Annotated in this window: 25 protein-coding genes, 1 pseudogene and 1 riboswitch; of the genes and pseudogenes, 10 read left to right on the top strand and 16 right to left on the bottom strand. The window is 73.1% G+C overall.

Features of this window, described 5'->3' with window-relative positions; all coding sequences use genetic code 11:
• Positions 1-25: 25 nt before the first annotated feature.
• Both QEZ54_RS33030 and QEZ54_RS33025 read right to left on the bottom strand, forming a co-directional pair.
• Positions 26-919, bottom strand: a complete 894-nt coding sequence (locus tag QEZ54_RS33030; RefSeq protein ID WP_281308687.1) for a GNAT family N-acetyltransferase — start codon at positions 917-919, stop codon at positions 26-28.
• Positions 920-930: 11 nt separating this feature from the next.
• Positions 931-3,372, bottom strand: a complete 2,442-nt coding sequence (locus QEZ54_RS33025) for a S8 family serine peptidase (protein WP_281308686.1) — start codon at positions 3,370-3,372, stop codon at positions 931-933.
• A 151-nt stretch (positions 3,373-3,523) separates the two neighbouring features.
• On the opposite strand from QEZ54_RS33025, the gene QEZ54_RS33020 reads away from it, so the two are divergent.
• Positions 3,524-5,302 carry a glycerol-3-phosphate dehydrogenase/oxidase gene (locus tag QEZ54_RS33020; protein WP_281308685.1) on the top strand — a complete coding sequence of 593 codons (1,779 nt, stop codon included), beginning with the start codon at positions 3,524-3,526 and terminating at the stop codon, positions 5,300-5,302.
• An 87-nt stretch (positions 5,303-5,389) separates the two neighbouring features.
• On the opposite strand, the gene QEZ54_RS33015 is transcribed toward QEZ54_RS33020, so the two are convergent.
• Positions 5,390-6,781 (bottom strand): FAD-linked oxidase C-terminal domain-containing protein, encoded by a 1,392-nt coding sequence (locus QEZ54_RS33015; protein ID WP_281308684.1) that lies wholly within the window; start codon positions 6,779-6,781, stop codon positions 5,390-5,392.
• Between the two features lie 22 nt (positions 6,782-6,803).
• On the opposite strand from QEZ54_RS33015, the gene QEZ54_RS33010 reads away from it, so the two are divergent.
• A complete protein-coding gene (locus QEZ54_RS33010; RefSeq protein WP_281308683.1) occupies positions 6,804-7,100 on the top strand; it encodes a DUF4031 domain-containing protein in 297 nt (98 codons plus the stop codon).
• An 82-nt stretch (positions 7,101-7,182) separates the two neighbouring features.
• Here the strand turns inward: QEZ54_RS33010 and QEZ54_RS33005 are convergent, their stop codons facing one another.
• Positions 7,183-7,788, bottom strand: coding sequence for a metal-dependent phosphohydrolase (locus QEZ54_RS33005; RefSeq protein WP_281308682.1), 606 nt, complete (start codon positions 7,786-7,788; stop codon positions 7,183-7,185).
• A 57-nt stretch (positions 7,789-7,845) separates the two neighbouring features.
• Here QEZ54_RS33005 and QEZ54_RS33000 point away from each other — a divergent pair, with 57 nt between their 5' ends.
• Entirely contained in the window at positions 7,846-9,012 is a 1,167-nt protein-coding gene (locus tag QEZ54_RS33000; RefSeq protein ID WP_281308681.1) for an FUSC family protein, read from the top strand.
• Positions 9,013-9,071: 59 nt separating this feature from the next.
• Here the strand turns inward: QEZ54_RS33000 and QEZ54_RS32995 are convergent, their stop codons facing one another.
• Complete coding sequence (locus tag QEZ54_RS32995; protein WP_281308715.1) at positions 9,072-10,259, bottom strand: aminotransferase class V-fold PLP-dependent enzyme; 1,188 nt, start codon at positions 10,257-10,259, stop codon at positions 9,072-9,074.
• A 143-nt stretch (positions 10,260-10,402) separates the two neighbouring features.
• A riboswitch (SAM riboswitch) is annotated at positions 10,403-10,543 on the bottom strand.
• A 109-nt stretch (positions 10,544-10,652) separates the two neighbouring features.
• On the opposite strand from QEZ54_RS32995, the gene QEZ54_RS32990 reads away from it, so the two are divergent.
• On the top strand, positions 10,653-12,074 hold the full coding sequence (locus QEZ54_RS32990; protein WP_281308680.1) for a PrsW family intramembrane metalloprotease: 1,422 nt from the start codon (positions 10,653-10,655) through the stop codon (positions 12,072-12,074).
• Here the strand turns inward: QEZ54_RS32990 and QEZ54_RS32985 are convergent.
• Complete coding sequence (locus QEZ54_RS32985; RefSeq protein ID WP_281308679.1) at positions 12,044-13,315, bottom strand: AI-2E family transporter; 1,272 nt, start codon at positions 13,313-13,315, stop codon at positions 12,044-12,046. The two genes, QEZ54_RS32990 and QEZ54_RS32985, sit on opposite strands and share 31 nt — an antisense overlap.
• A 76-nt stretch (positions 13,316-13,391) precedes the next feature.
• Between QEZ54_RS32985 and QEZ54_RS32980 the strand changes: the two genes are divergently transcribed.
• Positions 13,392-13,733 (top strand): co-chaperone GroES, encoded by a 342-nt coding sequence (locus QEZ54_RS32980; protein WP_281308678.1) that lies wholly within the window; start codon positions 13,392-13,394, stop codon positions 13,731-13,733.
• Here the strand turns inward: QEZ54_RS32980 and QEZ54_RS32975 are convergent.
• Entirely contained in the window at positions 13,730-15,607 is a 1,878-nt protein-coding gene (locus tag QEZ54_RS32975) for an ATP-dependent DNA helicase (protein ID WP_281308714.1), read from the bottom strand. The two genes, QEZ54_RS32980 and QEZ54_RS32975, sit on opposite strands and share 4 nt — an antisense overlap.
• Positions 15,608-15,803: 196 nt before the next feature.
• Here QEZ54_RS32975 and QEZ54_RS32970 point away from each other — a divergent pair, with 196 nt between their 5' ends.
• From QEZ54_RS32970 to QEZ54_RS32955, 4 genes are all read left to right on the top strand, one after another.
• Positions 15,804-16,316: a DUF402 domain-containing protein gene (locus QEZ54_RS32970; protein WP_281308713.1), complete on the top strand. Its 513-nt coding sequence runs from the start codon at positions 15,804-15,806 to the stop codon at positions 16,314-16,316.
• A 114-nt stretch (positions 16,317-16,430) separates the two neighbouring features.
• Entirely contained in the window at positions 16,431-17,300 is an 870-nt protein-coding gene (locus QEZ54_RS32965; protein WP_281308677.1) for a PPK2 family polyphosphate kinase, read from the top strand.
• Between the two features lie 154 nt (positions 17,301-17,454).
• The gene (locus tag QEZ54_RS32960; protein WP_281308676.1) at positions 17,455-18,081 is read left to right on the top strand and encodes a DUF47 family protein; all 627 of its coding nucleotides are present in this window, start codon (positions 17,455-17,457) and stop codon (positions 18,079-18,081) included.
• Positions 18,082-18,115: 34 nt separating this feature from the next.
• The gene (locus tag QEZ54_RS32955) at positions 18,116-19,168 is read left to right on the top strand and encodes an inorganic phosphate transporter (protein WP_281308675.1); all 1,053 of its coding nucleotides are present in this window, start codon (positions 18,116-18,118) and stop codon (positions 19,166-19,168) included.
• A 170-nt stretch (positions 19,169-19,338) separates the two neighbouring features.
• On the opposite strand, the gene QEZ54_RS32950 is transcribed toward QEZ54_RS32955, so the two are convergent.
• From QEZ54_RS32950 to mtfM, 3 genes are read right to left on the bottom strand one after another with little or no spacing between them, the layout of a single operon-like run.
• The gene (locus QEZ54_RS32950; protein ID WP_281308674.1) at positions 19,339-20,322 is read right to left on the bottom strand and encodes a Gfo/Idh/MocA family oxidoreductase; all 984 of its coding nucleotides are present in this window, start codon (positions 20,320-20,322) and stop codon (positions 19,339-19,341) included.
• A gap of 43 nt (positions 20,323-20,365) precedes the next feature.
• Positions 20,366-20,959, bottom strand: a complete 594-nt coding sequence (locus tag QEZ54_RS32945) for an FABP family protein (RefSeq protein WP_281308673.1) — start codon at positions 20,957-20,959, stop codon at positions 20,366-20,368.
• A gap of 36 nt (positions 20,960-20,995) precedes the next feature.
• Positions 20,996-21,100: a small membrane protein MtfM gene (mtfM, locus tag QEZ54_RS32940; protein ID WP_275411636.1), complete on the bottom strand. Its 105-nt coding sequence runs from the start codon at positions 21,098-21,100 to the stop codon at positions 20,996-20,998.
• 47 nt (positions 21,101-21,147) lie between these two features.
• Between mtfM and QEZ54_RS32935 the strand changes: the two genes are divergently transcribed.
• The gene (locus QEZ54_RS32935; protein ID WP_281308672.1) at positions 21,148-21,510 is read left to right on the top strand and encodes a DsrE family protein; all 363 of its coding nucleotides are present in this window, start codon (positions 21,148-21,150) and stop codon (positions 21,508-21,510) included.
• A gap of 73 nt (positions 21,511-21,583) precedes the next feature.
• Here the strand turns inward: QEZ54_RS32935 and QEZ54_RS32930 are convergent, their stop codons facing one another.
• The 6 genes and pseudogenes from QEZ54_RS32930 to QEZ54_RS32910 form a co-directional block, all read right to left on the bottom strand.
• Positions 21,584-22,099, bottom strand: coding sequence for a hypothetical protein (locus tag QEZ54_RS32930; protein ID WP_281308671.1), 516 nt, complete (start codon positions 22,097-22,099; stop codon positions 21,584-21,586).
• Positions 22,100-22,195: 96 nt separating this feature from the next.
• Positions 22,196-22,537, bottom strand: coding sequence for a DUF1416 domain-containing protein (locus tag QEZ54_RS32925; RefSeq protein ID WP_281308670.1), 342 nt, complete (start codon positions 22,535-22,537; stop codon positions 22,196-22,198).
• 5 nt (positions 22,538-22,542) lie between these two features.
• Positions 22,543-23,391: a sulfurtransferase gene (locus QEZ54_RS32920; protein WP_281308669.1), complete on the bottom strand. Its 849-nt coding sequence runs from the start codon at positions 23,389-23,391 to the stop codon at positions 22,543-22,545.
• 241 nt (positions 23,392-23,632) lie between these two features.
• The gene (locus tag QEZ54_RS36415; RefSeq protein ID WP_348650600.1) at positions 23,633-23,710 is read right to left on the bottom strand and encodes an Ms5788A family Cys-rich leader peptide; all 78 of its coding nucleotides are present in this window, start codon (positions 23,708-23,710) and stop codon (positions 23,633-23,635) included.
• Positions 23,711-23,804: 94 nt separating this feature from the next.
• The gene (locus tag QEZ54_RS32915) at positions 23,805-24,509 is read right to left on the bottom strand and encodes a DUF2993 domain-containing protein (protein ID WP_281308668.1); all 705 of its coding nucleotides are present in this window, start codon (positions 24,507-24,509) and stop codon (positions 23,805-23,807) included.
• Positions 24,506-25,554: pseudogene (locus QEZ54_RS32910) on the bottom strand (hypothetical protein). Before QEZ54_RS32910 ends, QEZ54_RS32915 begins: the two are co-directional and overlap by 4 nt.
• Positions 25,555-25,916: the final 362 nt, after the last annotated feature.

Below are 25,916 nucleotides of genomic sequence, written 5' to 3'. Positions count from 1 at the left end.
AAGAAGGGTCCCTTCCTTACCGCCGTCAGAGGGGCTTGGTGAGGAGGAAGAAGACGCGTTCTATTCGGGCGCCTGCGGCGCCCGAATAGAACGCCACCGGCCCCACCCATCCGATCTGCACCTGCCGCAGGCCGCGTTCGGCCTGGTCGCGCAGGCAGCGCCGGAGCAGCACGCCGCCGATGCCCAGCCCGGCCGCGGCGGGCAGGGTGCCCATCGGGCCGAACCAGCTCGGGCGGCAGCCGCCCCAGGCCGCGAAGCCGACCGGGGCGCCGTCGCGCAGGGCCAGGTGGCAGCCGCCGTGCCCGGCCACCGCCCGCTCCACCTCGGCCACCCAGGCCGGGCCCCATTCGGCGGCGATCACCGGCAGCAGTTCGGGCAGGTCGGCGGGGGTCGCGGCGCGTACCACGACGTGCGAGTCGGCCAGGCGCTGCTGCGCCGCGCGGGTCTCCCGCAGCGCGGGCGAGCCCTCGACCAGCTCGGCCGTCATGTTCCAGGCGGTACGGTCGTGCGCGTACCCGAGGGCGGCCAGCGTGCACAGGGCCGGGGTGTAGCGCACGTCCACCCCCGGCCACGCGTGCGTCGGGGCGTTGCCGCTGACCTGTACGGACGCCAGCCCGCGGGCCCGCAGCAGCTGCTCCACCGCCTCGACCAGGGCGCGCGCGTGCCCGTGCCGGCGGTGGCCGGGGTCGACCGCGAGCAGGTCCAGGTGGCCGGTCGTCGGGTCGCGATGGCCGGGGCTGGCCAGCGCCACCCCGACCACCTCGCCGTCCGGGGCGTCGCCGTCCACCGCGACGAAGCCGGTCGAGCCGGCCAGCAGGTCGACGATCTCGGCCGCCTCGGCCGCGTCCTCGGGCAGTAGCGACCGCTCCAGCAGGCCGATGACGGCGCTGCGGTGATGCGGCTCGTACGGGCCGATCATGACGGTCAAGGCTACTCCGAGGCGGCGGTCACGGCGTCCGCCGCGTTGACGATGCCGGCGCCGGCCGAGTCGGCCTCCGTTCCGCAGCCCGGCTGGGCCGGAGCGGCGGGCGGCTGGGCGGTGCGGCGCAGCAGCCGCTCAGTCGCGGGCAGGTCGCCGACCAGCTCGGGGCGCGCCGACCACAGCAGCGCGATCACGCCCGCGACGTGCGGCGTCGCCATCGACGTCCCGCTGAGCTTCGCGTACGTGTTGCCCGGCATCGCCGACAGCACCTCGTCACCCGGTGCGGCCAGGTCGGGCTTGCCGTCGGCCGGGCCCCGGCTGGAGAACTCGGTGACCCGCCGCTGCTCGTCGGTCGCGGCGATGGTGATCGACTCCGGGTCGGTGGCGGGCGGGGTGTCCAGCGAGCCGCAGCGCGGCCCGGTGTTGCCCGCCGCGGCGACGAACGCGATCCCGGCCGCCGCCAGTGCTGAGGTGGCCGGGCGCAGCACCGTCTGGTCGCAGCCCTCGATCGGCGGGCAGCCCCACGAGTTGGTCAGCACGTGCGGCGCGCGGGCCGGGCGCCCGTCGGAGAACGGGTCGCCGCCGTGCGGGAACGGGGCCAGCATGAACTGCATGCAGTCCAGGTAGAACGAAGGGCTGCTCATGTTGCGCTCCAGGTTCACGCAGCCGATCCACTGGGCGCCCGGGGCGACGCCGACGTTCTCCCGGCCCACGGCGGTGGCCATGGTGTGCGTGCCGTGGCCGTTGTGGTCGGTCGGGGTGGTGCTGCCGGACCAGGGGTCGTACCAGGAGTCGTCGCCGCCGCGGTACTGCGCCGCGAGGGCCGGGTGGGTGCCGTCCACGCCCGAGTCCGAGCCGCCGACCACGATGCCCTGGCCGGTGACGCCCCGCTTCCACAGGTCGGGGGCGCCGATCTGGCGCAGGTTCCACTGGGCCAGCGCCGGGGGCTGCGACTGCGGGCCGCGGCTGACCTCCAGGGGCTTGGGCAGCGGGCGCAGCCGCTGGTCGACCAGCACCCGGTCGACGTCGTCGCGCGTCTCCAGCCACGCCTTCAGCTCCGGGCCGCCGTTCACCCGCAGCGCGTTGACCAGGTAGTACGGCTGGTAGTCGAGGTGCCAGCGGTCCAGGTCGGCCCGCAGCGGGGCCTGGGTGCGCTCGGCGTGCTCGACCAGCCGCCGGTAGACGGCGGCGACCCGGGCGTCGCGGCCCGGCCCGAGGCCGGTGGTGGTCGGCAGGCCGGTCAGCGGCGCCTGCTCCTTGAGCACCACGAACAGCTGGTCGCCATACAGGCCGGGCTGGCCGCCGACGAGGTAGAAGACGGCCGCGCCGACGCCCAGGGCGGTGGCCAGACCGGCCGACAGCATCCGCCCGCCGGTGCGCGGGAGCAGCGTCAGGCTGTCGACGAACGGGCGCTGCCGCAGGTCCCATGGGTTGGCGGCGCCGGGCCCGAGCGGAAGACCGGCGGTCGGGTAGGCGGGCGGCGCGGTCGGCGGGGTCGGCCCCTGGGGCACGGGCGGCGGGGCGTAGGGCGCGGCGACGGTCCGGGTGCGGACGGTGCGCAGCAGGCCCAGGCCGTAGCCCAGGCCGAAGATCAGGGCGATCACCCAGGCGGTCGCGGCGGCGATGAAGGCGTAGTACGGGATGTCGCGGTCGTACAGGCTGAGGCTCAGCTCGTCGGGGTCGACGAAGGCGAGCGGGCCGAACGCGGCCAGCGCGACGGTGACCAGGGTGGCCCGGCCGGACGGGCTGGCCGGGGCCAGCGCCGCCGTGGCGAAGCCCAGCGGCGGCAGCACCAGCAGGGCCAGCAGCTGTACGCCGGAGGCGCCGGTCCCGGCCGCGACCAGCGCGAGCACCACGCCCGCGACCAGCCCGCCGACCAGTGCCAGGGTCGGCTTGCCGCGGGTGGTGAAGTGCCGCCACAGATCCCAGCCGAGCACGACGGCGGCGAACCAGCCCACGGCGGCCGCGGCCAGCACGGCGGCGACCGTCTCGGTGAACCCGCCCAGCGCGCCCGCCCACAGGAACGGCACCAGCACGGCCAGGCCCGCGAGCACGGCCCAGCCCAGGGCGCCCGGCGCGGCCGCGCCCGGGGCGGGGCGGCGGCGCGACAGCAGCCAGGCGGCCAGCGCGGCGACGACGGCCAGGGCCAGCAGGTACAGCTCGTTGGCCATCGCCGGGATCAGGCGCAGCAGGCAGCCGACGGCCAGCGCGCCGGCACCGGCGAGGAAGGCGCGGCCGGTGGCCCGTACCCCCTGGTGTCGGGGTAGGAATGCCAGCATGGCGGCGGGGGCGCCGACCAGGACGGCCGCGCCGACGGCCAGGACCAGCCAGAGCCAGGCCGGGGCGTCCAGGCCCAGCTGCCCCAGCACCTGCTGCACGAAGACGACGCCGTACTGGCTCGCGAAGGCGAAGAAGGCCGCCCACAGGCCGACCACGACCGCGCCGATCATCGGGCCGACGGCCGGATCCGGGGCGGACGGTCCCGGCGGTTGCCACGTCGCCGCAGGCCAACCGGCATGGCCCGGCACGGGCGCGGCCGAGTTGTGCGGAACACCCTCTCGATCACCGTATGAGGACACAGCCGCACGGTACCGTGATGGGATGCGTGACCGCAGCGTGTCCCGCTTTGCCGCCGGCGCCCTCTCGCCCGAGCGCCGCAGCGCTGATCTGCGCAGGCTTCGCGAGGAAGAATTCGATGTACTGATCGTCGGGGGTGGAGTGACCGGCGCCGGTGCGGCGCTGGACGCCGCCTCGCGCGGCCTGCGGGTCGCGCTCATCGAGGCGAGCGACCTCGCCGCCGGCACCTCGTCGCGCTCGTCCAAGCTGATCCACGGCGGCCTGCGCTACCTGGAGCAGCTGGAGTTCCCGCTGGTGCACGAGGCGCTGCGCGAGCGCGGCCTGCTCACCACCCGGCTGGCCCCGCACCTGGTCCGGCCGGTGCCGTTCCTGGTGCCGCTGCCCTCGGAGCAGCGCAGCGTGTCCGGAGTGGCCCGTCGCGCCTGGCACCGGCTCTACTACGGCGCCGGGGTGGCCCTCTACGACGCGTTCGCCGGGCTGGTCGGGCAGCGGGGCATGCCGCTGCACCGGCACCTCACCCAGGCCGGGGCGCGGCGGCTGTTCCCGTCGCTGCGCGAGCAGGGCCTGGCCGGGGCGATCCGCTACTACGACGGGCAGGTCGACGACGCCCGGTTCGTGGTGACGGTGGCCCGGACCGCGGCCAGCCTCGGCGCCGCCGTGGTGACCGGGGTGCGCGCGGTGGGTGTGCTGCGCCAGGCCCGCGAGGTCACGGGGGTACGGGTCAGCGACGGCACCGAGGAGTTCGACGTGCGCGCCCGGACCGTCGTCGCGGCCACCGGGGTGTGGAGTGGCGACGTGTCGTCGTGGCTGCCCGACGCGAAGATCGGGTTCCGGGTGCGGGCGTCCAAGGGCGTGCACCTGGTCGTGCCCCGTTCGGCGATCACGGGCGAGGTCGGGCTGATCCTGCGTACCGCCAGCAGCGTGCTGTTCGTCATCCCGTGGGGCGGACACTGGATCATCGGCACCACCGACACCGACTGGGCGCTGGACCGCGCCCACCCGTCGGCCTCGGCGAAGGACATCGACTACCTGCTGTCGCACGTCAACGAGGTGCTGGACCGGCCGGTCCAGCGGTCCGACATCGAGGGCGTGTACGCGGGGCTGCGGCCGCTGCTGTCGGGGGAGTCCGACTCGACGTCCTCGCTGTCGCGCGAGCACGCCGTGGTCGAGCCGCTGCTCGGGCTGCTGCTGGTGGCGGGCGGGAAGTTCACCACGTACCGGGTGATGGCCCAGGACGTGATCGACCGGGCCGCCCGGCGGCTGCGCCCCGTACGCGGCAGCGGCACCGCCGAGCTGCCGCTGCTCGGCGCCGACGGGTGGCAGGCCATGTGGCGGGACCGGGCCGACCTGGCCCGGCGGCACGGGCTCAGCGCCGGCGCGATCGAGCACCTGCTGGAGCGCTACGGCACGCTCACCACGGAGCTGCTGGCCCTGATCGACGCCGACCCGGCGCTGCGGGCACCGCTGCCGGGCGCGCCGGAGCACCTGTGCGCCGAGGTGGTGTACGCCGTCGGCCACGAGGGGGCCCGGCACCTGGTGGACGTGCTGTCGCGGCGTACCCGGATCTCGTTCGAGACCTCGCACCGGGGGGTGGAGACGGCCCGCCGCGCGGCCGAGCTGATGGCGCCGGTGCTGGGCTGGGACGGCGCCACGGTGGAGGCGGAGATCGCCGCGTACCGGTCCCGGGTGGAGGCCGAGCGCGAGTCCCAGCGGATGCCGGACGACGCCGCCGCCGACGCGGCCCGCCTGGCCGCCCCGCCCGCCTCAGCCGCCGCCGCGGCCGCTGCCCCCACCCCGGCTTGATATTGACGCTGGCCTATCTGGAAGACGAAGTGGCGAAATTCGTGCTCTAGATAGGCCAGTGTCAATGCTAGGTGGGCCGGTGCCGGCTCAGGAGGCGAGCACCTTGCCCGGGTTGAGCAGGTTCGTCGGGTCCAGGGCGGCCTTGATCGCGCGGTGCACGTCCACCCCGACCTCGCCCAGTTCGGTGGCGAGCCAGTCGCGTTTGAGCAGGCCGACGCCGTGCTCGCCGGTGCAGGTGCCGCCCAGCGCCAGGCCGCGCTCCATGATCTCGTCGAAGACCCGGCGGCCCGCCGCGACGCTGGCCGGGTCGGCCCGGTCGACCACGATGTTGGGGTGCATGTTCCCGTCCCCGGCATGCCCGACCACGCCGACCGGCACCCCGTGCCGCGCGGAGATCTCCGCGACGTCGTCGAGCAGCTCGGCCAGCCGGGTACGCGGCACCGCCACGTCGTCGATGATCAGCCCGCCGTGCTCGTACAGCGAGAGCGCCAGCCGCTCCATCGCCGGGTGCGCCAGCCGCCGCGCCAGCAGCAGCTGCGCCGCCTCCTCGGCGTCGGTGGCCTGCCACACCTCGATCGCCCCGGCCGCGTGCGCCGCTTCGGCGATCCGTTCCAGGTCGGCGGCGGCGCGCGAGCCGGTGTCGGCTGAGGCGAGCAGCAGCGCGGCCGCTTTCGTGTCGAGGCCCATCGGCCGGTACGCCTCGATCGCCTCCAGGTGCACCCGGTCCAGCAGCTCCAGCAGGCTGGGGGACAGCCCGGCCGAGAAGATCCGGTTCACCGCGTCCCCGGCGGCGGCCGTGGTCGGGAAGACGGCGACCAGGGTCAGCGACTCCTCGGCGGCCGGGCGCAGCGCGACGGTGATCTCGGTGATGATGCCGAGGGTGCCCTCGGAGCCGACGAACAGCCTGGTCAGGTCGTACCCGGCGACGCCCTTGGGGGTGCGGCGGCCGGTGCGCAGGATCCGCCCGTCGGCGAGCACGACCTCCAGGCCGAGCACGTACTCGGTGGTGACGCCGTACTTGACGCAGCACATGCCGCCCGCGTTGGTGGCCACGTTGCCGCCGATGGTGCTGCTCTCCCACGAGCCCGGGTCGGGCGGGTAGCGCAGGCCCTCGGCGGCGACCGCGCGGGCCAGGGCGGCGTTCACGACGCCGGGCTGGACGACGGCGATCCGGTTGGCCGGGTCGAGGTGCAGGATCCGGTCCATGCCGAGCATCGAGACCACCAGGCAGCCGTCGACGGCGTTCGCGCCGCCGGCCAGGCCGGTGCGGGCGCCCTGGACCACGACCGGCACGCCGCGGCGCGCGGCGGCGGTGACGGCGGCGGCGACCTGGGCGGTGTCCCGCGGGCGTACGACCGCCAGCGGCACCCCCGCCTCGACCAGATCCGCCTCGTCCCGCCGGTACGACGTGAGCAGGTCGGGGTCGGTGATCACCCGGTCTGGCCCCAGCGCGTCGCGCAGTTCATCGAGCAAGGTCACCCACGCACGCTAGCGTGAACGCGTGATCTACGTCGACAGCCCGGTCTGGCCCGCCCACGGCCGCCTCTGGGCGCACCTGGTCAGCGACGTCTCCCGCACCGAACTGCACGCCTTCGCCGAGCTGCTCGGCGCCCCCCGCAAAGGCTTCGACCGCGACCACTACGACATCCCGTCCGAGCTCGTCCCGGTGGCGGTATGGCTGGGCGCCACCCGCGTCACCGCCCGCGACATAGCCCGCCTCCTCCGCGCCGCCGACCTCCGCCTCCCCAAACACCTCGCCCGCGCCGCCGACCCCACCCCGTCGACCACCACACGTTGATCATGAGGTTGTGCTCGGGACACGCCGTCGAACCGTGCCATAAGTTCATGATCGACGCGGGGTGGGCGGTGGGCGGGGCGGGTTAGCCGGGGGCGTGGAGGGCGGAGAGTTCGCGGGTGAGGTTGGCGCGGGCCGCCGACTCCCAGGCGGGGTGGTGGTGGTACAGGGCGGGCAGGGAGAGGAGGTTGCGGAGGACCGTCGCGCGGCCCACCTGCCAGAGCTCGTCGGGGACGTGGGCGTACTCGGCGCGTACGCCGGCGACGTAGGCGCAGTAGTCCGGCCACGGGACGGCCAGGATCGCCAGGTCGGCGTCGGCGAGTTCGGTGCCGGTGCGGTCGGCGGGGTCGACGCGGTGGCCGGCGGTGAGCCGTACCAGCCGGACCGCCTCCTCGACCACGGCGGCGGGCAGGCCGCACTCGGCCAGCAACCCTGCGGTCAGCTCGGCGCTGCGCTCCTCGTTGTCGGCGGCGGTCGGGTCGTAGATCGCGTCGTGGCCCCACAGCGCCAACGCGACCACCGGGTCGTCGACCAGGTCCAGGGTCGCGGCCAGGTGGGACAGGCTGTGGTAGTAGCGGTGCGGCTCCGACCAGCGGTTGACCAGTTCGGTGCCGACAGCGGTCAGGGTGTCGTCGGGGGCGGTGGCCCCGGCGGCACGGGCGGTGGCGGCGAATCGGGCTACCTCGACCATGGCGCAATCTTGACGCATCGGCCCGGCTCGCGGTGCGGTCTGCGCCACAGTGGTCTCATGGACGCCGCCGAGCTGCGCCAACGCACCCAGGTCACGCTGCGCGACCGGGTGCACCGGGTGCGGACCGGCTGGCTGCTGGCCGCGCAGTCGGCGATCGCGGCGGGCGGCGCCTGGTACGTGGCGCACGACCTGCTCGGCCACCGGCAGCCGTACTTCGCGCCGATCGCGGCCGTGGTCACCCTGGCCATCTCGATGGGCCAGCGGATGCGGCGCGCGTTCGAGATCGTCGCGGGCAACGCGGTCGGCATCCTGCTCGGTGAGCTGCTGGTGCTCTACATCGGCCGGGGCGTGTGGCAGCTGGCCCTGGTGGTGTTCCTGGCCATGTCGCTGGCGGTGTTCCTGGGCGGCTCGGCGGCCCTGGTCAGCCAGTCCGCCTCCTCCGGCATCCTGGTCGCCACGCTGCTGCCGACCAGCTCGGACTACTTCCTCAGCCGGTTCGTCGACGCGGTCGTCGGCGGGGCGGTGGCGCTGGTGGTGATGGGCCTGCTGCTGCCGCTGAACCCGTTGACGGTGGTGCGCCGGGCGGTGACCCCGCTGCTGGACAGCCTGTCGCGCGGGCTGCACGAGAGCGCCGACGCGCTGGAGCACTGCGACGCCGACGCGGCGCAGGCCGCGCTGGTGGACATGCGCGCGGCCGAGGGGCAGCTGCGTACGTTCGGCGAGTCGCTGACGGCCGGGCGGGAGCTGTCCACGATCGCGCCGGTGCACTGGCGCAAGCGGGCGGCGCTGACCGAGTACGTCGACGCCGCCGACCACCTGGCGCGGGCGCTGCGCAACAGCAGGGTCCTGGTACGCCGGATCACCTCCGTCCTGCGCGACGGCGAGCGGGTGCCGCCGCCGCTGGTCGACGCGGTGCACCAGCTCGCCGACGCGGTCGACCTGCTGCGCCGCGACCTGGCCGCGGCACGCGAACCCGAGGACAGCCGCGACGCGAGCGTACGGGCGGTGCGCGCGGCCCGCGAGGCCCACGCCGCCGGCCTGGACTTCTCCGGCCAGGTCATCTACGCCCAGGTCCGCTCGACCGCGACCGACCTCCTGCGCGCCACCGGCCTGCCCCGCGAGGGCGCCGAACGCCTGGTCCGCCGCGCCCACTCCACCATCCGGGCGCCCGCGGGCGGCTCGCCCGGCCCCCGCCCCTCCCGGGAGGACGGAGCAGTTAGTTGATCACGGCGTCAGGGGGTGAACACGCCGACGAAGACGTCCATAAGTTCATGATCAACGGGTTACAGGGCGGCGAGGGCGGTGATGAGGGCGTCGATGTCGGCTTCGGTGGTGCCGAGGCCGATGCTGGCGCGCAGGGCGGTGCCGGGGGCGGCCGTCCAGCGGTTGCGGTCGGCGGCCTCGCGGAGCAGGCGACGGGCGAGCGGGTGGGCGCAGAACAGGCCGTCGCGCACCCCGATGCCGTGCTCGCGGGCGAGGTAGCCGGCCACCTCGGCCGAGTCGCGGCCCTGCACCGCGAACGAGACCACCCCGATGCGCGGCGCGGCCGGTTCGAAGGTGCGCAGCTCGGCGACGCCCGGGATGGTCGACAGCCCGGCCCGCAGCCGGGCCAGCAGCAGCTGCTCGCGCCGGTGCAGCGCGTCGCGGTCGGCGGCCTCCAGCGTGGCGCAGACCGCGGCCAGCGCCACCGCGCCGAGCAGGTTGGGTGTGCCCGCCTCGTGCCGGGCCGGGCCGGTGTTCCAGCGCACGTCGTGGGTGGCGTCGCCGACCCCGCTGGTCGCCCCGCCCCCGGCCAGGTACGGCTCCGCCGCGTCCAGCCAGTCGCCGCGTCCGATCAGCGCGCCGGCCCCGAACGGGGCGTACAGCTTGTGCCCGGACAGGGCCAGGTAGTCGACGTCCAGCTCGGTCAGGTCGATCGGCGTATGCGGGGCGAGCTGCGCCGCGTCGACCGCGACCCGGGCGCCGAAGCGGCGCGCGATCACCGCCAGCTCGCGCACCGGCCACAGCTCGCCGGTGACGTTGCTGGCGCCGGTGACCGCGACCAGCACCGGGCTGTCGGGGCTGTCGCGGCGGACCTGGGCCAGGGCGGCGGCCAGGTAGCGCACCGCGGCGCCGGCCGAGTCGGGCACGGGCAGGCGTACCGCGCGGTGCCAGGGCAGCAGGTTGGCGTGGTGCTCACCGGCGAAGGTGACCACGGTGGTGCCCTCGGGCAGCGCGGCGGCCAGCAGGTTGAGCGCGTCGGTGGTGTTGCGCGTGAAGATCACGTAGTCGTCGGCGCGGGCGCCCACGAAGTCGCCGACGGTCTGCCGGGCCCGCTCGTAGGCCAGGGTGCAGCGCTGGGACAGGGCGCCCGCGCCGCGGTGCACCGAGCCGTACCAGGGCAGCAGTTCGGTCACGGCGTCGGCGGCGGCCTTGAGGCAGGGGGCGGTGGCGGCGTAGTCGAGATTGATCTGGCCGGGCACGCCGAGGATGGCGAGGTCGGCCTCGGCGACGCGTACGGGCTCGACCGGGCCGACCGGCTCGACGGCCGTGTCGGGGGAGCACGAACGGGTGGCGACAGCGGTCACGGGGGCACCTCCGAGGTCATGGACCCCGGCTGCGGTGACAGGCAGGAGGTCCGCGCTTGCCCAGCACGACCATCGGGCTGGACCTGGTCTTCACCCGGGGCACCCCGCCGCGAACACAGAGGGTTGCCGGCCAGCGAGCCGGGGCTTTGCCCGCGCCGGGACGGCGTGGGCGGCTGACACTCGTAACCTGAGCGCCAGTATAGCGATCTGAACTCGTCTCATCGCCAGCCGCTACTGCTCGATTGCTCAATCGGTGGGAAGCGGCGGCCTTTCGCGTTCCTGGGTAGGCTGCGGGTCATGGCCGATCCCACCGCGCCCGGCGCCGGTCCGTACGCCGCCGCGCTGCCGTCCTACCTGGCCGACGGCGACCCGGTGCCGCCACCGCCCCGCCGCTCCGGCTGGCGCCGCTGGCTGCCGCTGGCGCTGGTCATCGTGGTGGTGGCCGGGTCGGCCATCGGCATGCTCACCTACCTGGGCATGGACCTCGGGCCGCAGGCGTTCCTCATCGGCCTGGTCGCCGCGGTGCTGCCGGTGCCGGTGCTGGTCAGCATCTACCTCTGGCTCGACCGGTACGAGCCGGAGCCGCCGTGGCTGCTCGCGGGCGCGTTCGCGTGGGGCGCCTTCCCGGCGACCCTGCTGGCGCTGGGGGTGAACAAGTTCTTCTTCGAGGTCGTCGGCTGGTCCGACGCGGTGGTGGCCACCGTGGTCGCGCCGGTGATCGAGGAGAGCGGCAAGGCGCTCGGCCCGCTGCTGATCTTCTGGTTCATGCGCCGGGAGCTGTCCGGCGTCACCGACGGGCTGGTCTACTGCGGACTGTCCGGGGTCGGCTTCGCGATGGTCGAGAACATCCTCTACCTGGGCGGGCACGGCTTCGCCGACGCCAACTCGCAGTACGGGCCGTACTCGGGCGCGCAGCTGGTCTTCACCATGTTCCTGATGCGCATCCTGCTGTCGGGCTTCGCGCATCCGCTGTTCACCTCGATGACCGGGGTCGGCATCGGCATCGCCGCGCGCACGCCCCGGCGGGTGGTGCGCTGGTGCGCGCCGATCTGCGGCCTGCTGCTCGCGATGATCATGCACGGCTCGTGGAACCTGATGGCCGTCCTGTCAGCCGAGTACAGCCCGCTGTTCTTCCTGTACGGCTACATCGCCGTGATGATGCCGGTCTTCCTGACCATGATCGGCGTTGCGCTGTGGGTCCGCGCCCGCGAGGGCGGACTGGCGCTGCAGGTGCTGCCCGCGTACGCCGCGGCGGGCTGGCTGACCCCGCCGGAGGTGGCGTCGCTGGGCACGCTGGGGCGCCGCCACGCGGCCAAGGTCTGGGCCAGGCGGGTCGCGGGCGACACCGGGCGCCGGGCGATGCGCGACTTCCAGTTCGCGGCCACCCGGCTGGCGCTGGTGCGCGACGGCATGAACCGCGGCCTGGACACCACCGAGGCGCAGCGGGCCGAGAGCGCGGCCGAGGAGGCGCAGCTGCTGTCGCGCCTGGCGGCGGCGCGGCAGGTGTACGCCGGACGCGACCCGCAGATGCCCCCGGCGCACTGGGACGGCAGCTCGTACCAGGTGGTCTTCCCGGACGGGGTGGCCCGCCCGGTGCCCGCCCCGGCCGAGCCGGTGGTGCCGCTGCCGATGCTGCTGCCGCCGCCCCCGCCGCCCCCGCCGGGGTATCCGCACTACCCGCCGCAGCCCTACTTCGGCTCCGGCCCCGCCGCGGGCTGAACCGCGACCGCGGCGACTTCGGCGCCGGTCGGCACCCGCGCGCTGACCAGCTGGCGGATGGCCGTGTTCAGGACCGCGATCAGCGGCACCGCGATCAGCGCGCCGATGATCCCGGCCAGCGACACGCCGGCCGCGATACCGATGATCACGGCGAGCGGGTGGATGGCCACCGCCCGGCCCATGATCAGCGGCTGGAGCAGGTGGCCCTCGATCTGCTGCACCGCGATCACCGCGGCGAGCACCAGCAGCGGGGTCACCCAGCTGTTGGTGGCGACCAGCGCCACCAGCACGGCGACCGCGCCGGAGAGGGTGGCACCGACGATCGGGATGAACGCGCCGAGGAACACCAGCGCCGCCAGCGGCAGCGCCAGCGGCACGCGCAGCGCGAACAGCGCGATGCCGATGCCGACCGCGTCGATGAACGCGACCAGCACGGTGGCCCGCACGTACGACCCGAGCGAGCTCCAGCCGGCCACCCCGGCCCGGTCCAGCGGCTCCCGCGCGTTCTTGGGCAGCAGCCGCAGCAGGAAGCGCCAGATCGAGCGGCCGTCGCGCAGGAAGAAGAAGAGCGAGAAGATCACCAGGAACAGGCCGCTGAGCACCTCGATCAGCGTGGTGGCGGTGGTCAGCGCGCCGGTGGTCAACGCGTCCTTGTTGGCGTTGATCATGTCGGTGAACTGCTTGATCAGGTTGTCCAGCTGCTGGTCGGTGAGGTGCAGCGGGCCGGTCTTGAGCCAGCCGGGAATCTTCTTCGCGCCCTCGGTGCCCTTGTCGATGAGGCTGGGCAGGCCGTCCAGGAACTGGCTGATCACCAGCCACAGCGTGCCGACCACCGCGCCCAGCCCGGCGACGACCACGATCGCGGTCGCCAGCGAGCTGTGCACCTTCCAGCGCTTCAGCAGCCGCACCGCGGGGGCCAGCAGCGCCGCCAGCAGCAGCGCGATCAGCAGCGGCACGATGACCAGGCTGACCCGGCCCAGCAGCTGCAGCAGGTAGTACAGGGCGAAGCCGAGCACCAGGAAGCGCCAGCCCCACGCCGCGCCGATGCGCAGGCCGTACGGCACGTCGGCGTCGTCGCGGCTGATGGTCGAGTGGTGGACCTGCTCCGGCTCGACGGCGGGCACCGGCTGCTCGGCCAGCCGCCGTTCGCGCTCCTCCTGCTCCCGACGGGCGCGCACGCCCGCGCGGCTCGCCTCGTACGCGCGCCGGACGTTCGCCTTGAAGTTCTCCAACCGACCCACAGTCGCCTCCTTAGGACGATTGGCTCAGGTTAGTCGCCTGGAGCCCGCCGCACCTCGGGGAAGTACCCTGACCGGCGTGACTGTGAACTCGTCGACCACCGACACCGGGCTGCCGATCCGACTCCTGCACGACCGGGTCCTGGTCAAGCAGGAGGCCAGCGAGGGGGAGCGGCGCTCCTCGGCGGGCCTGGTGATTCCGGCCACGGCCTCGGTGGGCACCCGCCTGTCCTGGGCCACCGCGGTCGGCGTCGGCCCGCACGTGCGCGCGATCCAGGTCGGCGACCGGGTGCTGTTCGACCCGGACGAGCGCTCCGAGGTGGAGCTGCACGGCGAGTCGTACGTGCTGCTGCGCGAGCGCGACGTGCACGCCGTGGCGGCGTCCCGGGTCGAGCCCGACGCCACCGGCCTCTACCTCTAGGTCTGCGACAGCCTGCGCAGCGAGTTCAGCACCACCTCCTGCTTGGTGGTGTACCAGAACGGCGGCAGGCTGGCCCGCAGGAAGGCGCCGTAGCCGCGCGCCGTCTCCAGCCGGGAGTCGAGCACCGCGACCACGCCCTTGTCCGAGCTGGTCCGGATGAGCCGCCCGACGCCCTGCGCCAGCCGGATCGCCGCGATCGGCACGCTGACCGAGGCGAAGCCGGAGCCGCCGGTGGCGTCCACGGCGGCCGAGCGGGCCGCGGCCAGCGGCTCGTCCGGGCGTGGGAACGGCAGCCGGTCGATGACGACCAGCTGGCACGCGTCGCCCGGCACGTCCACGCCCTGCCACAGCGACATCACGCCGAGCAGGCAGCTGTTGCGGTCCTCGCGGAACTTGCGCACCAGCAGCGGCAGCGTCTCGTCGCCCTGCAGCAGCACGGTCAGGTCGGTCTTGGCCCGCAGCAGCTCGGCGGCCTGCGTCGCGGCCTTCTTCGAGGAGAACAGCCCGAGGGTGCGGCCGCCCAGCGCCTGCACCAGCGCCAGCAGCTCCGCTCCGGCCGCGTCGGGCAGGCCCGAGGCGGCCGGGCGGGGCAGGTGCGCGGCGACGTAGAGGATGCCCTGCTTCGGGTAGTCGAACGGGGAGCCGACGTCCAGCGAGGTCCAGCCGTCGGCCTGGTTCGGCTTGTCGGAGACCGGCAGGCCCAGCGAGCGGGCCACCGTGTCGAACCGGCCGCCCAGCGTCAGCGTGGCCGAGGTGGCCACGACGGTGCGCTCGTCGTACAGGTTCTCGCTGAGCAGGCCGGCCACCGACAGCGGCGCGACCACCAGCGCCCGGCGCGGCTCCTGCTCGATCCAGGCCACGTCGTGGTCGTTGTCCTCCAGCAGCCGCTGCGAGGTCTTGGAGACCTCGTCGAGCAGCGCCTTGGCCTGCTGCTTGCGCACCGGGTCGGGGTCGTCGGCCTTGATCTCGCCGATGCGGCTCAGCGCCCGCCGGGTGGCGCCGTCGAGCAGCGTGCACGCCTCGACGATGGCCTGCGGCAGCGGTCCGGTGATCCGCCCCGCCGGGGTCTCGGCCAGCCCGACCGTCAGCGCGTCGGCCCCCTCGACCAGCGCCTGGTACTCCTCGCCCTCGAGGAAGGTGCGGGCGGCGCGGGCGGTGCGGTCGACGGCGTCCGGCGTCAGTTCCGCCTGGGCGGCGCTGGAGACCCGGTCGGCCAGCTCGTGCGCCTCGTCGATGATCAGCAGTTTGTGCTCGGGCACGATGTGCCGCCCGGCCATCATGTCCACCGACAGCAGCGAGTGGTTGGTGACCACGATGTCGGCCTCGCGGGCGCGGGCGCGCGACAGCTCGGCGAAGCAGTCCGGCCCGTACGCGCAGCGGGCGGCGCCGACGCACTCGCGGGCCGGGGTGGAGACCATCCGCCAGGCGGTGTCGTCCACGCCCGGGTCCAGCTCGTCGCGGTCGCCGGTGTCGGTCTCCATGGCCCAGTCGCGGATGCGGGTGATCTGCTTGCCCAGCCGGCCCGCCTCACCGAGCCACTTCGTGCCGCCGCCGCCACCGGCGTCGAACAGCGAGTCCTGCGGATCGGCCTCGTCGGAGTGCTCCAGCTTGGCCATGCAGACGTAGTGGTGCCGCCCCTTGAGCAGCGCGAACGTCGGCTCCCGGCCGAGCAGCGGGGCGACCGCCTTCCCGATGCGGGGCAGGTCCTTGTCGACCAGCTGCGCCTGCAGCGCGAGCGTGGCGGTCGAGATGACGACGGGGCCGTCCACGACCAGCGCGGGGGCGAGGTAGGCGAGGGACTTGCCGGTGCCGGTGCCCGCCTGCACGAGCAGGTGGTCACCGGACTCGACGGCGTCGGCGATGGCCTGCGCCATCGCCTGCTGGCCCGGCCTGGTGGCGCCGCCGGGGACGGAGCCCACCGCGGCGGCGAGCAGCTCCAGCGCGCTGTGGCTGGGGGTTCGGGTCTTCTTCGGCGGCACCGATTGACCGTACCGGCACGCACCGACGCTCTTCCAACGCGGCGCCGGATTTGGGAGTATGGCGCATTGTGGGATCAGCCACGAGGTGAGGTTGCCGATGAGCGTCGTACGGGTGGAGATCCGGAAGTTCGACGGGAGCGCGCACCGGGCCTACCCGGCCGTCCTGCTCGGCCGCGACGAGCACGGCACCTGGCTGGGCATCCCGAGCGGCACCGTCAGCGACAGCGGCAAGGTGTACGAGATCCCCGGCGTCGTCCTCGTCCCGCACTCGGGCTGGTGGACCGCCATGTTCAACGCCGCCCCGCGCAACACCTCGGTCTACTGCGACATCACCACCCCGGCGACCTGGCACGACGGCACCGTCGTCGTCACCGACCTGGACCTCGACGTCCGCAAGATCCGCGAGACCGGCGAGGTCCAGCTGGTCGACGAGGACGAGTTCGCCGCCCACCGCGCGAAGTTCAACTACCCCGACGAGGTGGTGCGCGAGGCCCGCGCCGCCGCCCAGTGGCTCCTGAGGGCCGTCCGCACCCCCCGCGAACCCTTCGCCACCCACTACCACCCCTGGCTCGCCCAGGTCTGCCCCACCGCCTCGACGCGTTGATCATGAACTTGGGGACGTGTTCAACGGCGTGTTCCCACCCTGGCACCGTGATCATCTGAGACGGGATTGGCCGTAGCGGAGGCGGGGTCGGGCATCCTGCGCAATGATCGGGATGTGGCGCAGGTGTCCGAATTGCTGCGGGTCGGGTCCGGGGTGGACCTGGCGTCGATCGATCCGGCGAGCACGCCGGGGCTGCCCGAGGGCAAGCAGGTGCGGCGCGATCCGAAGGGCTGGGCGCGGGCGGAGCTGGCACAGCTCGGCACGCGGCTGGCGCAGCGCCAGGAGATGCTCTACGCCTGTGCGAAGAAGGACCGGACCGAGGCCCGCCGGGTGCTGCTGGTGCTCCAGGCGATGGACTGCGGCGGCAAGGACGGCACGGTACGCCGGGTGGCGGGCACGATGAACCCGCAGGGCCTGCACATCGTCGGCTTCGGGCCGCCCACCCCCAAGGAGCTGCAGCACGACTTCCTGTGGCGGGTCCGCCACGCCCTGCCCGAGGCCGGCTACGTCGGCATCTTCAACCGCTCGCACTACGAGGACGTGCTGGTGGCGCGGGTGCGCGACCTGGTGCCGCCGAAGACGTGGCGGGCGCGGTACGACAAGATCAATGCCTTTGAGCAGGAGCTGGTCGGCTCCGGCTGCGCGCTGGTCAAGGTCATGCTGCACATCTCGTACGCCGAGCAGCGCCGCCGCCTGCTCGAGCGCCTGCGCGACCCCACCAAGTTCTGGAAGTACAACCCCGAGGACGTCGACAACCGGGCGTACTGGGACGCCTACCAGCGCGCATACGGTGACGCGATCGCCCGGTGTGGCACTGGTCACGCCCCCTGGTACGTCGTTCCGGCCGACCGGAAGTGGTACCGCGACTGGGCGGTGGCGCACCTGGTGCTCGACGCGCTGAACGGGCTCGAACTGACCTATCCGCCGCCTGATTTCGACCCAGAAACCGAGATCAAACGGCTGGAGGGGGATGGATCGGGCTAGGTTTCGCCGGTCCTGCCGAAGGTGAACAAGAGGTGAACAGGTCATGAATCCCGTACGGCAACGGGTGACCAGTGCGCCAACGGAATGTGAGGCTGCTTAGCATTGCCCCCCGACCGGACCGTCCTGAGAAACCACCGACCCAAAGGTGCAAGCGGTGAAGTTTTCGCTCCGCCCCCAAGAGGGCGCCTTCTACGAGATGTTCTCCCGTGCCGCCCAGAACCTGGTTCGCGGCACCGAGCTGCTGACCGAGCTGGCGCTGCCCGGCGCCGACGTGCAGTCGGTGAGCGAGCGTCTGGCCGATGTCGAGCACGACAGCGACCAGATCACGCATGAGCTGTACAACAAGATCAACTCGACCTTCATCACCCCGTTCGACCGGGAGGACATCTACCGCCTGGGCTCCGGCCTGGACGACGTGATGGACCACCTCGAAGCGGTCGGCAACCTGGTCTACCTGTACGGCCTGACCAAGCTCCCGGCCCTGCCCCGCGAGATGATCGAGATGATCGACGTGCTCGACCAGCAGGCGAAGGTCACCGCGCTGGCCATGCCGCGGCTCAAGCAGATGAAGGGCCTCAAGGACTACTGGGTCGAGTGCAACCGCCTGGAGAACGACGGCGACCGCACGTACCGCATGCTGCTGGTCCGGCTGTTCAGCGGCGAGTACGACGCGCTCACGGTGCTCAAGATGAAGGAGGTCGCCGACGAGCTCGAGGCGGCCTGCGACGCGTTCGAGCACGTGGCGAACACCGTCGAGACCATCGCGGTCAAGGAGTCCTAGTGGCCCCGGGCGACGCGAACCTGCGGGGGCCGGCATGAACGACCTGCTCATCCCCGTCATCGCGGTGATCCTGGCGGCCATGGTGTTCGACTACACCAACGGCTTCCACGACGCCGCCAACGCCATCGCGACCAGCGTCTCCACCCGGGCGCTGACCCCGCGGATCGCGCTGGGCATCGCCGCGCTGGGCAACTTCGTGGGCGCCCACTGGGGCGGCCAGGTGGCCAAGACCGTCGGCAGCGGCATCGTCACCCTGCCCGAAGGGGCCGCCAGCCTCGGCGTGGTGCTGGCCGGCGTCCTCGGGGCCATCACCTGGAACCTGCTCACCTGGTGGTTCGGCATCCCGTCGTCGTCCTCGCACGCCCTGATCGGCGGCCTGGTCGGCGCGACGCTGTGCGCCTCGCTGTTCAACGTCAACGGCACCGTGCTGTGGGGCGGCATCGTGGAGAAGGTCGTCCTGCCGATGATCATCTCTCCGTTCACCGGCTTCATCCTCGGCGCGCTGCTGATGCTGCTGCTGCTGTGGGGCGTGTACGGCCTGGCCAAGGCCCTGCGCGGCACCAAGGCCGCCGGGATCACCCACCCGTCGCCGCTCAACCGGTTCTTCCGGTTCATGCAGTCGCTGTCGGCCATCGCGATGTCGTTCGGCCACGGTATGCAGGACGCCGCCAAGACCATGGGCATCGTGGTGCTCGCCCTCTACGTCGGCGGCTTCCAGTCCAGCCCCGACCACATCCCCGGCTGGGTCTACTACACCTCGGCGACCGTGCTGGCGGCCGGTACCTACGCCGGCGGCTGGCGCATCATCCGCACCCTGGGCCGCCGCGTGATCCACCTCGACCCGATGGCGGGCTTCGCGGCCGAGACCGTCGCCAGCACCGTGCTGTTCACCGCGGCCGCGCACGGCTGGCCGATCTCGACCACGCACACCATCACCTCGTCGATCATGGGCGTGGGCGCGACGAAGAAGTTCTCCGCGGTGCGCTGGGGCGTGGCGGGCAACATCGTGATGGCGTGGATCCTGACGTTTCCGGGGGCGGCGCTGGCCGCCATCATCGCGTACGTCCTGGTCCGCCCCATCTTCTAGCTCTGGGGTAAGGAAGGGCCCCTTCTTATCGCATTGCGTATAGGAAGGGGCCCTTCTTAACTGTCGCCGTCAGGCGGCTGCGGCCCGCGGCCCGCCTCCCGGCGATGGGCGTTAAGAAGGGCCCCTTATACCGCGTAAAGCGATAAGAAGGGACCCTTCCTTACCGCAGGTCAGGCGTAGACGACGCCGATCTGGGCGCGGACGGCGTCCAGGGTGCTCATGACGGCCAGCGTCGAGGAGAGCGGCACCAGGTCCGACTCCAGCCTGCCCGCGCGCAGGCAGCGGGTCGCCTCCTCGGCCTCGTAATTCAGGCCGGTCGGGTCGAAGTCGAACTGCTGCGGCTCGGCGCCGTCGCGGTGCAGCACGAACCTGTCGGGCGCGTGGAACCCCCACGGGAAGTCGATCTTCCCGGTCGAGCCGGTGATCGTGGCCATCCGCACGTCGCCGCCGACGCCGCAGTACAGCGTCGCCACCGCGCCGGAGTCGAAGCCCAGGATCATGCCGGTACGCGCGTCGGTGCCCTCCGGGTGCAGCGTCGCCCACGCCCGCACCTGCGTCGGCGCGCCCAGCAGGAACTGCGCGAAGCTCACCGGGTACACGCCCAGGTCCAGCAGCGCCCCGCCGCCGAGCTTCGGGTCGCGCAGCCGGTGCTCCGGGCCGGGGTCCAGCCCGATGCCGAACGACGCCTGAACGCTGACGACCTCACCGATCGCTCCGTCGGCCAGCAGCTGCTTGGCCTTCAGGATCGCGGGCAGCGTACGCGTCCACATCGCCTCCATCAGGAACAGCTCCCGCTCGCGGGCCACCGACACCAGGTCCTGCGCGGTGGCCAGGTCGAGCGTGAACGCCTTCTCCACCAGCAGCGGCTTGCCCGCGCGCAGGCACAGCAGCGCCGTCTCGTGGTGGTGCGAGTGCGGGGTCGCCACGTAGATGATGTCGACGTCGGGGTCGGCGGCCAGCGCCTCCCACGAGCCGTGGGCGCGCGCGGCGCCGTACCGCTGGGCGAAGGTGTCGGCGGACGACGCCGTCCGCGAGCCGACGGCGGCGAGCACGGTGCCCGGCACCTTCGCCAGGTCCTGTGCGAAACGGGCCGCGATGCCGCCGGTGGCGAGGATGCCCCAGCGGATCGCGCGGTCGCTGCTCTGATCAGTCACGAAGCGAAGCTACACCGGTTAAGGGGCGCTGCCGCGACGGCGGTCAGCCGCCGACGCGGATCAGCTTGGCGCTCAGGTGCGGCGTCAGCCCCTGGCCCATCGCGGCCATGTCCTGCGCGTACAGCAGGGCGCGGTCGACGATGCCGTACAGCCGCTGCCCGGCGGTGACCTCCTTGGCGGTGGCGGTGCGCGCCACGAAGTCGGTGGCCATCTCGATCTGCGGCGGGTTGGCCTTCACCTTGCCGACGTACAGCTCCATGATCCCGGTGGGCGTGGTGAGCAGCGCCTCGACCTCGTCGCCCTGCTCGCCCGACGGGCGCCACCAGCCGACCTCGCGGCCGCCCGGCCGCACCGGCTTGTCGTCCTCGCCCAGGATCCAGGCGCGGGCCTCGTAGAACAGGAACGGCCGGCCGTCGTGGCTGATCCGGATCTCCTGCGCGAAGTGGAAGTTCTCGATCGTCGGGTAGCTGCCCTCGCCGCGGCCGCGCCACAGCCCGACGAACGGCAGCAGGTCCAGCAGCTTCGGGTGCAGGTCCGGACCCTGGCGCAGGTCGTGGGTGTCCTCGAAGGGGCTCGGGTCGACCGGCGGCGCGTTGAGCCAGGCGGGCGGCTGGATCGGGTTGTCCTCAGTGGTCACGGCACACACCTATCGTCGCGACGCCGGGAGTTGGCCTCACCAGCGTCCTCGGGAGATCTTCACGGCGAGGTACGCCAGGCCACCGGCGAGCGCGCCGAAGCCGGCGACCAGCAGGCTGACGAACCCGATCTCGGTGACCACAGACAGATCCTAGAAGGAGGTTCCGGTGGCGCGCATAAGCTGTCCGCGTGGCACGCAAACTCATCGTCAAGACCACCGCCGGAGCCGACGCCCCCGAGCGCTGCGCGCAGGCGTTCACCGTCGCCGCGACCGCCGTCGCCGCCGGGGCCGAGGTGTCGCTGTGGCTCACCGGGGAGTCGAGCTGGTTCGCCCTGCCGGGCCGGGCCGCCGAGTTCGAACTGCCCCACTCCGCCCCGCTGCCCGACCTGCTCGCGGCGGTCCTGGCCGGGGGCTCGGTGACCCTGTGCACCCAGTGCGCGGCACGCCGCGGCATCACCCAGCAAGACCTCATTGAGGGGGTACGCATCGCGGGCGCCGCCGTCTTCGTCGAAGAGTGCCTCGCCGACGGCACGCAGGCGCTCGTCTACTGAGCGCACCCCCACCTGGGCGTTAAGAAGGGGCCCTTCCTCTACGTAAAGCGATAGGAAGGGGCCCTTCCTTGCTTCAGCGGGCGCGGCAGCCGGTGCTGAGGTCGAGGGCCAGGGTGCCGTCGCCGGTGATCTTGCCGCGGGCGGCGACGAAGTTGCCGGCGTCGAAGAAGAAGGACTCGGCGGGCCCCTCACCGGGGCGCATGGTCACGTCCGGGATGCCCGCCACCAGGGCGGTGAGGGTGCGTGACTCGTCGCCGACCGGGCCGGACAGGGTGATCGTGCGGACCGTGCTGGTGCCCGCGCGGGCGGCGGTCAGGTCGCAGGTGCTGTCGGCGTACCCCTGGTCGGTGACGGTCCAGCCGGTCGGGGCCTGGCGCAGCAGCCGCTCCGCCGTCTGATCGACCGTGGCCCGCGCCGACGCGATCGTGGTCTGGTCCTGCACGGTCGGCTGGTCGTGGAAGGCCGACCATACCGCCAGGCCCAGCAGCAGCACCGCCCAGGCGGCCACGACCGAGCGCCACAGCCGCCGTCGGGCCGGCCGGGCCGGGGGCGCGGGCGACTCGTACGGGGCCGGGGCTTCGATCGTCACGCCGTTCATACTGTCACGCCGTCGCAGCCCGGGAATGCGGCGAGGGCGCCGACCGGGTCTCCGGTCGGCGCCCTCGCGCGTGTTCGTGCCGTTCGGTCAGGCGACCGTCAGGCTGAGCTGGTTGACACCGCGCTCGGCGGTGACGGTGGCGTCGCCGTTGCCGAAGCGGGACAGGGCCCGCAGCTGCCAGGTGCCCGGCGCGGCGAAGAAGCGGAACTGGCCCGCGGGCGAGGTCACGACCTCGGCGGTGAACTCACCGCTGCGGTCCAGCAGCCGCACGTACGCCCCGGCGACCGGGTCGCCGCCGGCGGCCTGCACGACGCCGGTGATGACCGTCTCCTTCTCCAGGTCGACGCTCAGCGGGAGCGGAGCGGCCTGGTCGGGAGCGGCGCAGCCGGCCGCGGCGGTGGAGGCAGCAGTCTGAGTCGGGGTCGTCATCTCGTTCACGCCTTCCCGGGCTCGTCGCCCAGTGCCACCGGCACGCCGACCAGCGAGCCGTACTCGGTCCAGGAGCCGTCGTAGTTCTTCACGTTCTTCTTGCCGAGGATCTCCTGCAGCACGAACCAGGTGTGCGAGGAGCGCTCGCCGATGCGGCAGTAGGCGATCGTGTCGAGGCTGTCGTCGATGCCGGCGGCCGCGTACAGCTCGGTCAGCTCGGCGTCGGACTTGAAGGTGCCGTCCTCGTTGGCCGCCTTCGACCACGGCACGCTGATCGCGGTCGGGATGTGGCCCGCGCGCTGCGCCTGCTCCTGCGGGAGGTGGGCGGGGGCGAGCAGGCGGCCCGCGTACTCGTCGGGGGAGCGGACGTCGACCAGGTTCTGCACGCCGATGGCCTTGACCACGTCGTCGCGGAACGCGCGGATGCTCAGGTCCTGCTCCTGCGCCTTGTAGGTGGTCGCCGGGCGCTCCGCCACGTCCTTGGTCAGCGGGCGGGCGTCGAGCTCCCACTTCTTGCGGCCGCCGTCGAGCAGCTTCACGTCGCCGTGGCCGTAGAGCTTGAAGTACCAGTACGCGTACGCCGCGAACCAGTTGTTGTTCCCGCCGTAGAGCACCACGGTGTCGTCGTTGCCGATGCCGCGCGAGGACAGCAGCGCCTCGAACTGCTCGCGGTTGACGAAGTCCCGCCGGATCGGGTCCTGCAGGTCCTGGCGCCAGTCGAGCCGGACGGCACCGGCGATGTGACCGCCTTCGTAGGCGGTGGTGTCCTCGTCGACCTCGACGAACACCACGCCGGGCGTGGTCAGGTTCTTCTCGGCCCAGTCAGCCGAGACGAGGGCGGATTCGCGACTCATGGAGGGTCTCCCTTGAGAGTTGGCGGTCTGGTGAACGTCGATATCTGGGGTGACAGTCCACGTAGCGCATGCGGGAGACCGGGGGAGCATCGCCGCGCACGGGTCCACGAGGGAATCACCGGGCACTTGGCGACGGCGGCAAGCTGACGGCCCGACGCGCTCAGCGATGAGCGCCGGTCAGGGGGTCAGGAGGCAGAGCTGCTGTTCGATCAGAGGATCGAGTGCGAAGACTGTGCCGCCGTCAGAGGACGGGGCGACAGAGGCACGTGGCCACGCGGCACAGGTCGACCGCGCGCCGTTTGGTAAGCAGCGGGCTCATAATCCAGAACCCTACCAGCAGGGGCCGCTATCCGGGAATGTGCCGTCCATCATCCGGGACAGCGGTACCAGCCGTTGATCAGGTCGTTCGGCGCTCAGGCCAGTTCCACCTCAGCCGCCGTGAAGGAGACCAGCAGGCCCGTCTCGGCGGTGCGCAGGTCGGTCAGCGCCAGGTCGAACGGCAGCTTGGGCAGGCTCAACGTCACCGCCAGCTTCTCCCGGTACGTATCGAGCAGCGCCTGGCTCACGCCGCCCAGGGAGCTGCGCAGCTCCGTGGCGCGCAGGCGGACCTTCCCGCCGACCACCGACACCTCGGCCGCGCCGGTCACATCGCCCAGCAGCGGCAGCTTGCCGCTCACCTGCACCTCGCGCTCGCCCTTGGCCCGCAGCGTCAGGTTGGCCAGGCCGCTGGCCGCGACCAGGTCCGCGTACGACACGGTGGCGGTGCCGGTGACGCGCTGCGCGACCGGGTGGACGGTGCCGTCGAGGACCCCGGCGGTGGGGGCCACCACGTCGTGCGCCTGCACGGTGAGCAGCGGCAGCGGCAGGGTGCCGCCCTTGAGGTCGCGCAGGGTCAGGTCGATCTCGTCGTACCGCCCGGCGGCGACCTGGGTCAGGAACGGGACCCCGGTGATCGACACCTTCGGCGGCGAGGAGGTGATGCCGCGCTCCTGCAGCCGGGTCGCCACCCGCTGCGCGATCTGGTCCTCGGCCACGTGCGCGCCGACCCGGTCGGCGACGACCAGCAGCACGCCCAGCACCACCGCGACCACCGCGGTGACGCGCAGCGCCCGCCTCACGCGGGCACCAGGAAGATCACGCTGATGACGTACGCGACCGGAGCCGCCAGCGCGAACCCGGCCAGCGGGCCCTGCATGTGCCGGGCCAGCCACATGGTCGGCGCGTCGCCGGCCAGCTCGCGGCCCGCCTCGGCGAAGCCGATGGTCAGGTCGGCCAGGACCGCGGCGCCCGCGGCGGCCATGCCGACCATCGCCGCCTCGTGCGGCGTGAACGGGACCATGTAGCGGCCGATGACCGCGGCCGCGGCGGTGCCGAGCATGGCGCCCAGCACGATGCCGGCCGAGCCGCGGGGGACCTGGTCGGCCAGGCGGGGCCACGGCGCGACCACGTCGGTCAGCCGGGCGACGCCCAGTGCGATGCCGCTGGCGATGAGGCACACCACGATGGCCTGGGTGCCCGCCGGGACGCGGGTCAAAACAATCAGTGTGGCGAAGGACACCACGCCCAGGACGATGACGACGGTCGAGGCCAGCGACTCCGACACGCGCATCCGGCCCTGCGGCCGGAACATCTGGCCGAGCACGCCCGCGACCAGGCCGCCCGCGGCGACCAGGCCCAGCGGGGTGATCGAAGGTACGTCGGGCAGGATCGCGCCGACGTCGGCGGCGATCGCGGCCAGCACCCCGACCGTGGCGACCACCCGCAGCGCGGGCGGGCGCATCGCCATCGTGGTGGCGAACATGTAGAGCAGCTGCGCGCCGAAGATGACCACCGCGTACGGCACGCGGCCGAAACCGACGCCGGCCGTCTGCGCGCCCATGACCAGGCCCACCGCCATCAGCAGCGAGAACCCGGCGATGGCCAGTGCCAGCATCCGGCGGACCGGGACGATCGGCAGCTCCGGGCCCTCGTCGGTGATGTCCAGATCGTCGTCGGGGTCCGGGGCGCTCCCGCCGCGCAGCGCACGGCGGCCGCTGCGGGCCGCCTCGTCGCGCCGGGCCCGGGTGGCCGTGTCCGTCCCGCCGCGCGGGTCGCGGGCGGCGGGCGCCGGGGCGGCGGGACCGCGCCCGGCCGGGCCTGGGGCAGGACGGAACTGGCCGCCATCGAACTGCGGGCCGACTGGTGGGCCCGCCTGGGGGCCGGTCGACCTGCGGTTGCGGACGCTGTCGTCGGGAGGGGAACCGAGCACGCACCGATCGTGCCACCTCCACCCCCGCCCGCGCACCTCACGGGGGAGGTACCGCTCCGAAAACACGCCGGAAACATGCTCGAAACGTGCGTGCGCGAGCAACTGCGGTGCGTGACAAAGGCATCAGGTGCTGGTATTTCTTGAGTTCTCAACTATGCTCATGCTTTACCCGCCCGTCAGCGACGCCGGGACCGACGTGAGGCCACGCCCCCTCAGTGCGACCACCATCCCCCATGGTGATCACTGTGGTGCCAACCCGCGCGGCCTGCCCGCGAAG

This window comes from Catellatospora sp. KI3, assembly GCF_029948125.1.
In the GTDB taxonomy this organism is placed as follows: Bacteria; Actinomycetota; Actinomycetes; order Mycobacteriales; family Micromonosporaceae; genus Catellatospora.
Note: the sequence above shows the minus strand (reverse complement) of the source record. Positions and strands in the feature narration are given on the sequence as shown.

Coding starts and splice junctions, on each gene's coding strand:
- QEZ54_RS32955 (WP_281308675.1), top strand. CDS start 18,116: ATGAACGACCTGCTCATCCCCGTCATCGCGGTGATCCTGGCGGCCATG.
- QEZ54_RS32920 (WP_281308669.1), bottom strand. CDS start 23,391: ATGAGTCGCGAATCCGCCCTCGTCTCGGCTGACTGGGCCGAGAAGAAC.
- QEZ54_RS33000 (WP_281308681.1), top strand. CDS start 7,846: ATGGACGCCGCCGAGCTGCGCCAACGCACCCAGGTCACGCTGCGCGAC.
- QEZ54_RS36415 (WP_348650600.1), bottom strand. CDS start 23,710: ATGAGCCCGCTGCTTACCAAACGGCGCGCGGTCGACCTGTGCCGCGTG.
- QEZ54_RS32925 (WP_281308670.1), bottom strand. CDS start 22,537: ATGACGACCCCGACTCAGACTGCTGCCTCCACCGCCGCGGCCGGCTGC.
- QEZ54_RS33020 (WP_281308685.1), top strand. CDS start 3,524: ATGCGTGACCGCAGCGTGTCCCGCTTTGCCGCCGGCGCCCTCTCGCCC.
- QEZ54_RS32990 (WP_281308680.1), top strand. CDS start 10,653: ATGGCCGATCCCACCGCGCCCGGCGCCGGTCCGTACGCCGCCGCGCTG.
- QEZ54_RS32975 (WP_281308714.1), bottom strand. CDS start 15,607: ATGGCGCAGGCCATCGCCGACGCCGTCGAGTCCGGTGACCACCTGCTC.
- QEZ54_RS33025 (WP_281308686.1), bottom strand. CDS start 3,372: ATGATCGGCGCGGTCGTGGTCGGCCTGTGGGCGGCCTTCTTCGCCTTC.
- QEZ54_RS33005 (WP_281308682.1), bottom strand. CDS start 7,788: ATGGTCGAGGTAGCCCGATTCGCCGCCACCGCCCGTGCCGCCGGGGCC.
- QEZ54_RS33030 (WP_281308687.1), bottom strand. CDS start 919: ATGATCGGCCCGTACGAGCCGCATCACCGCAGCGCCGTCATCGGCCTG.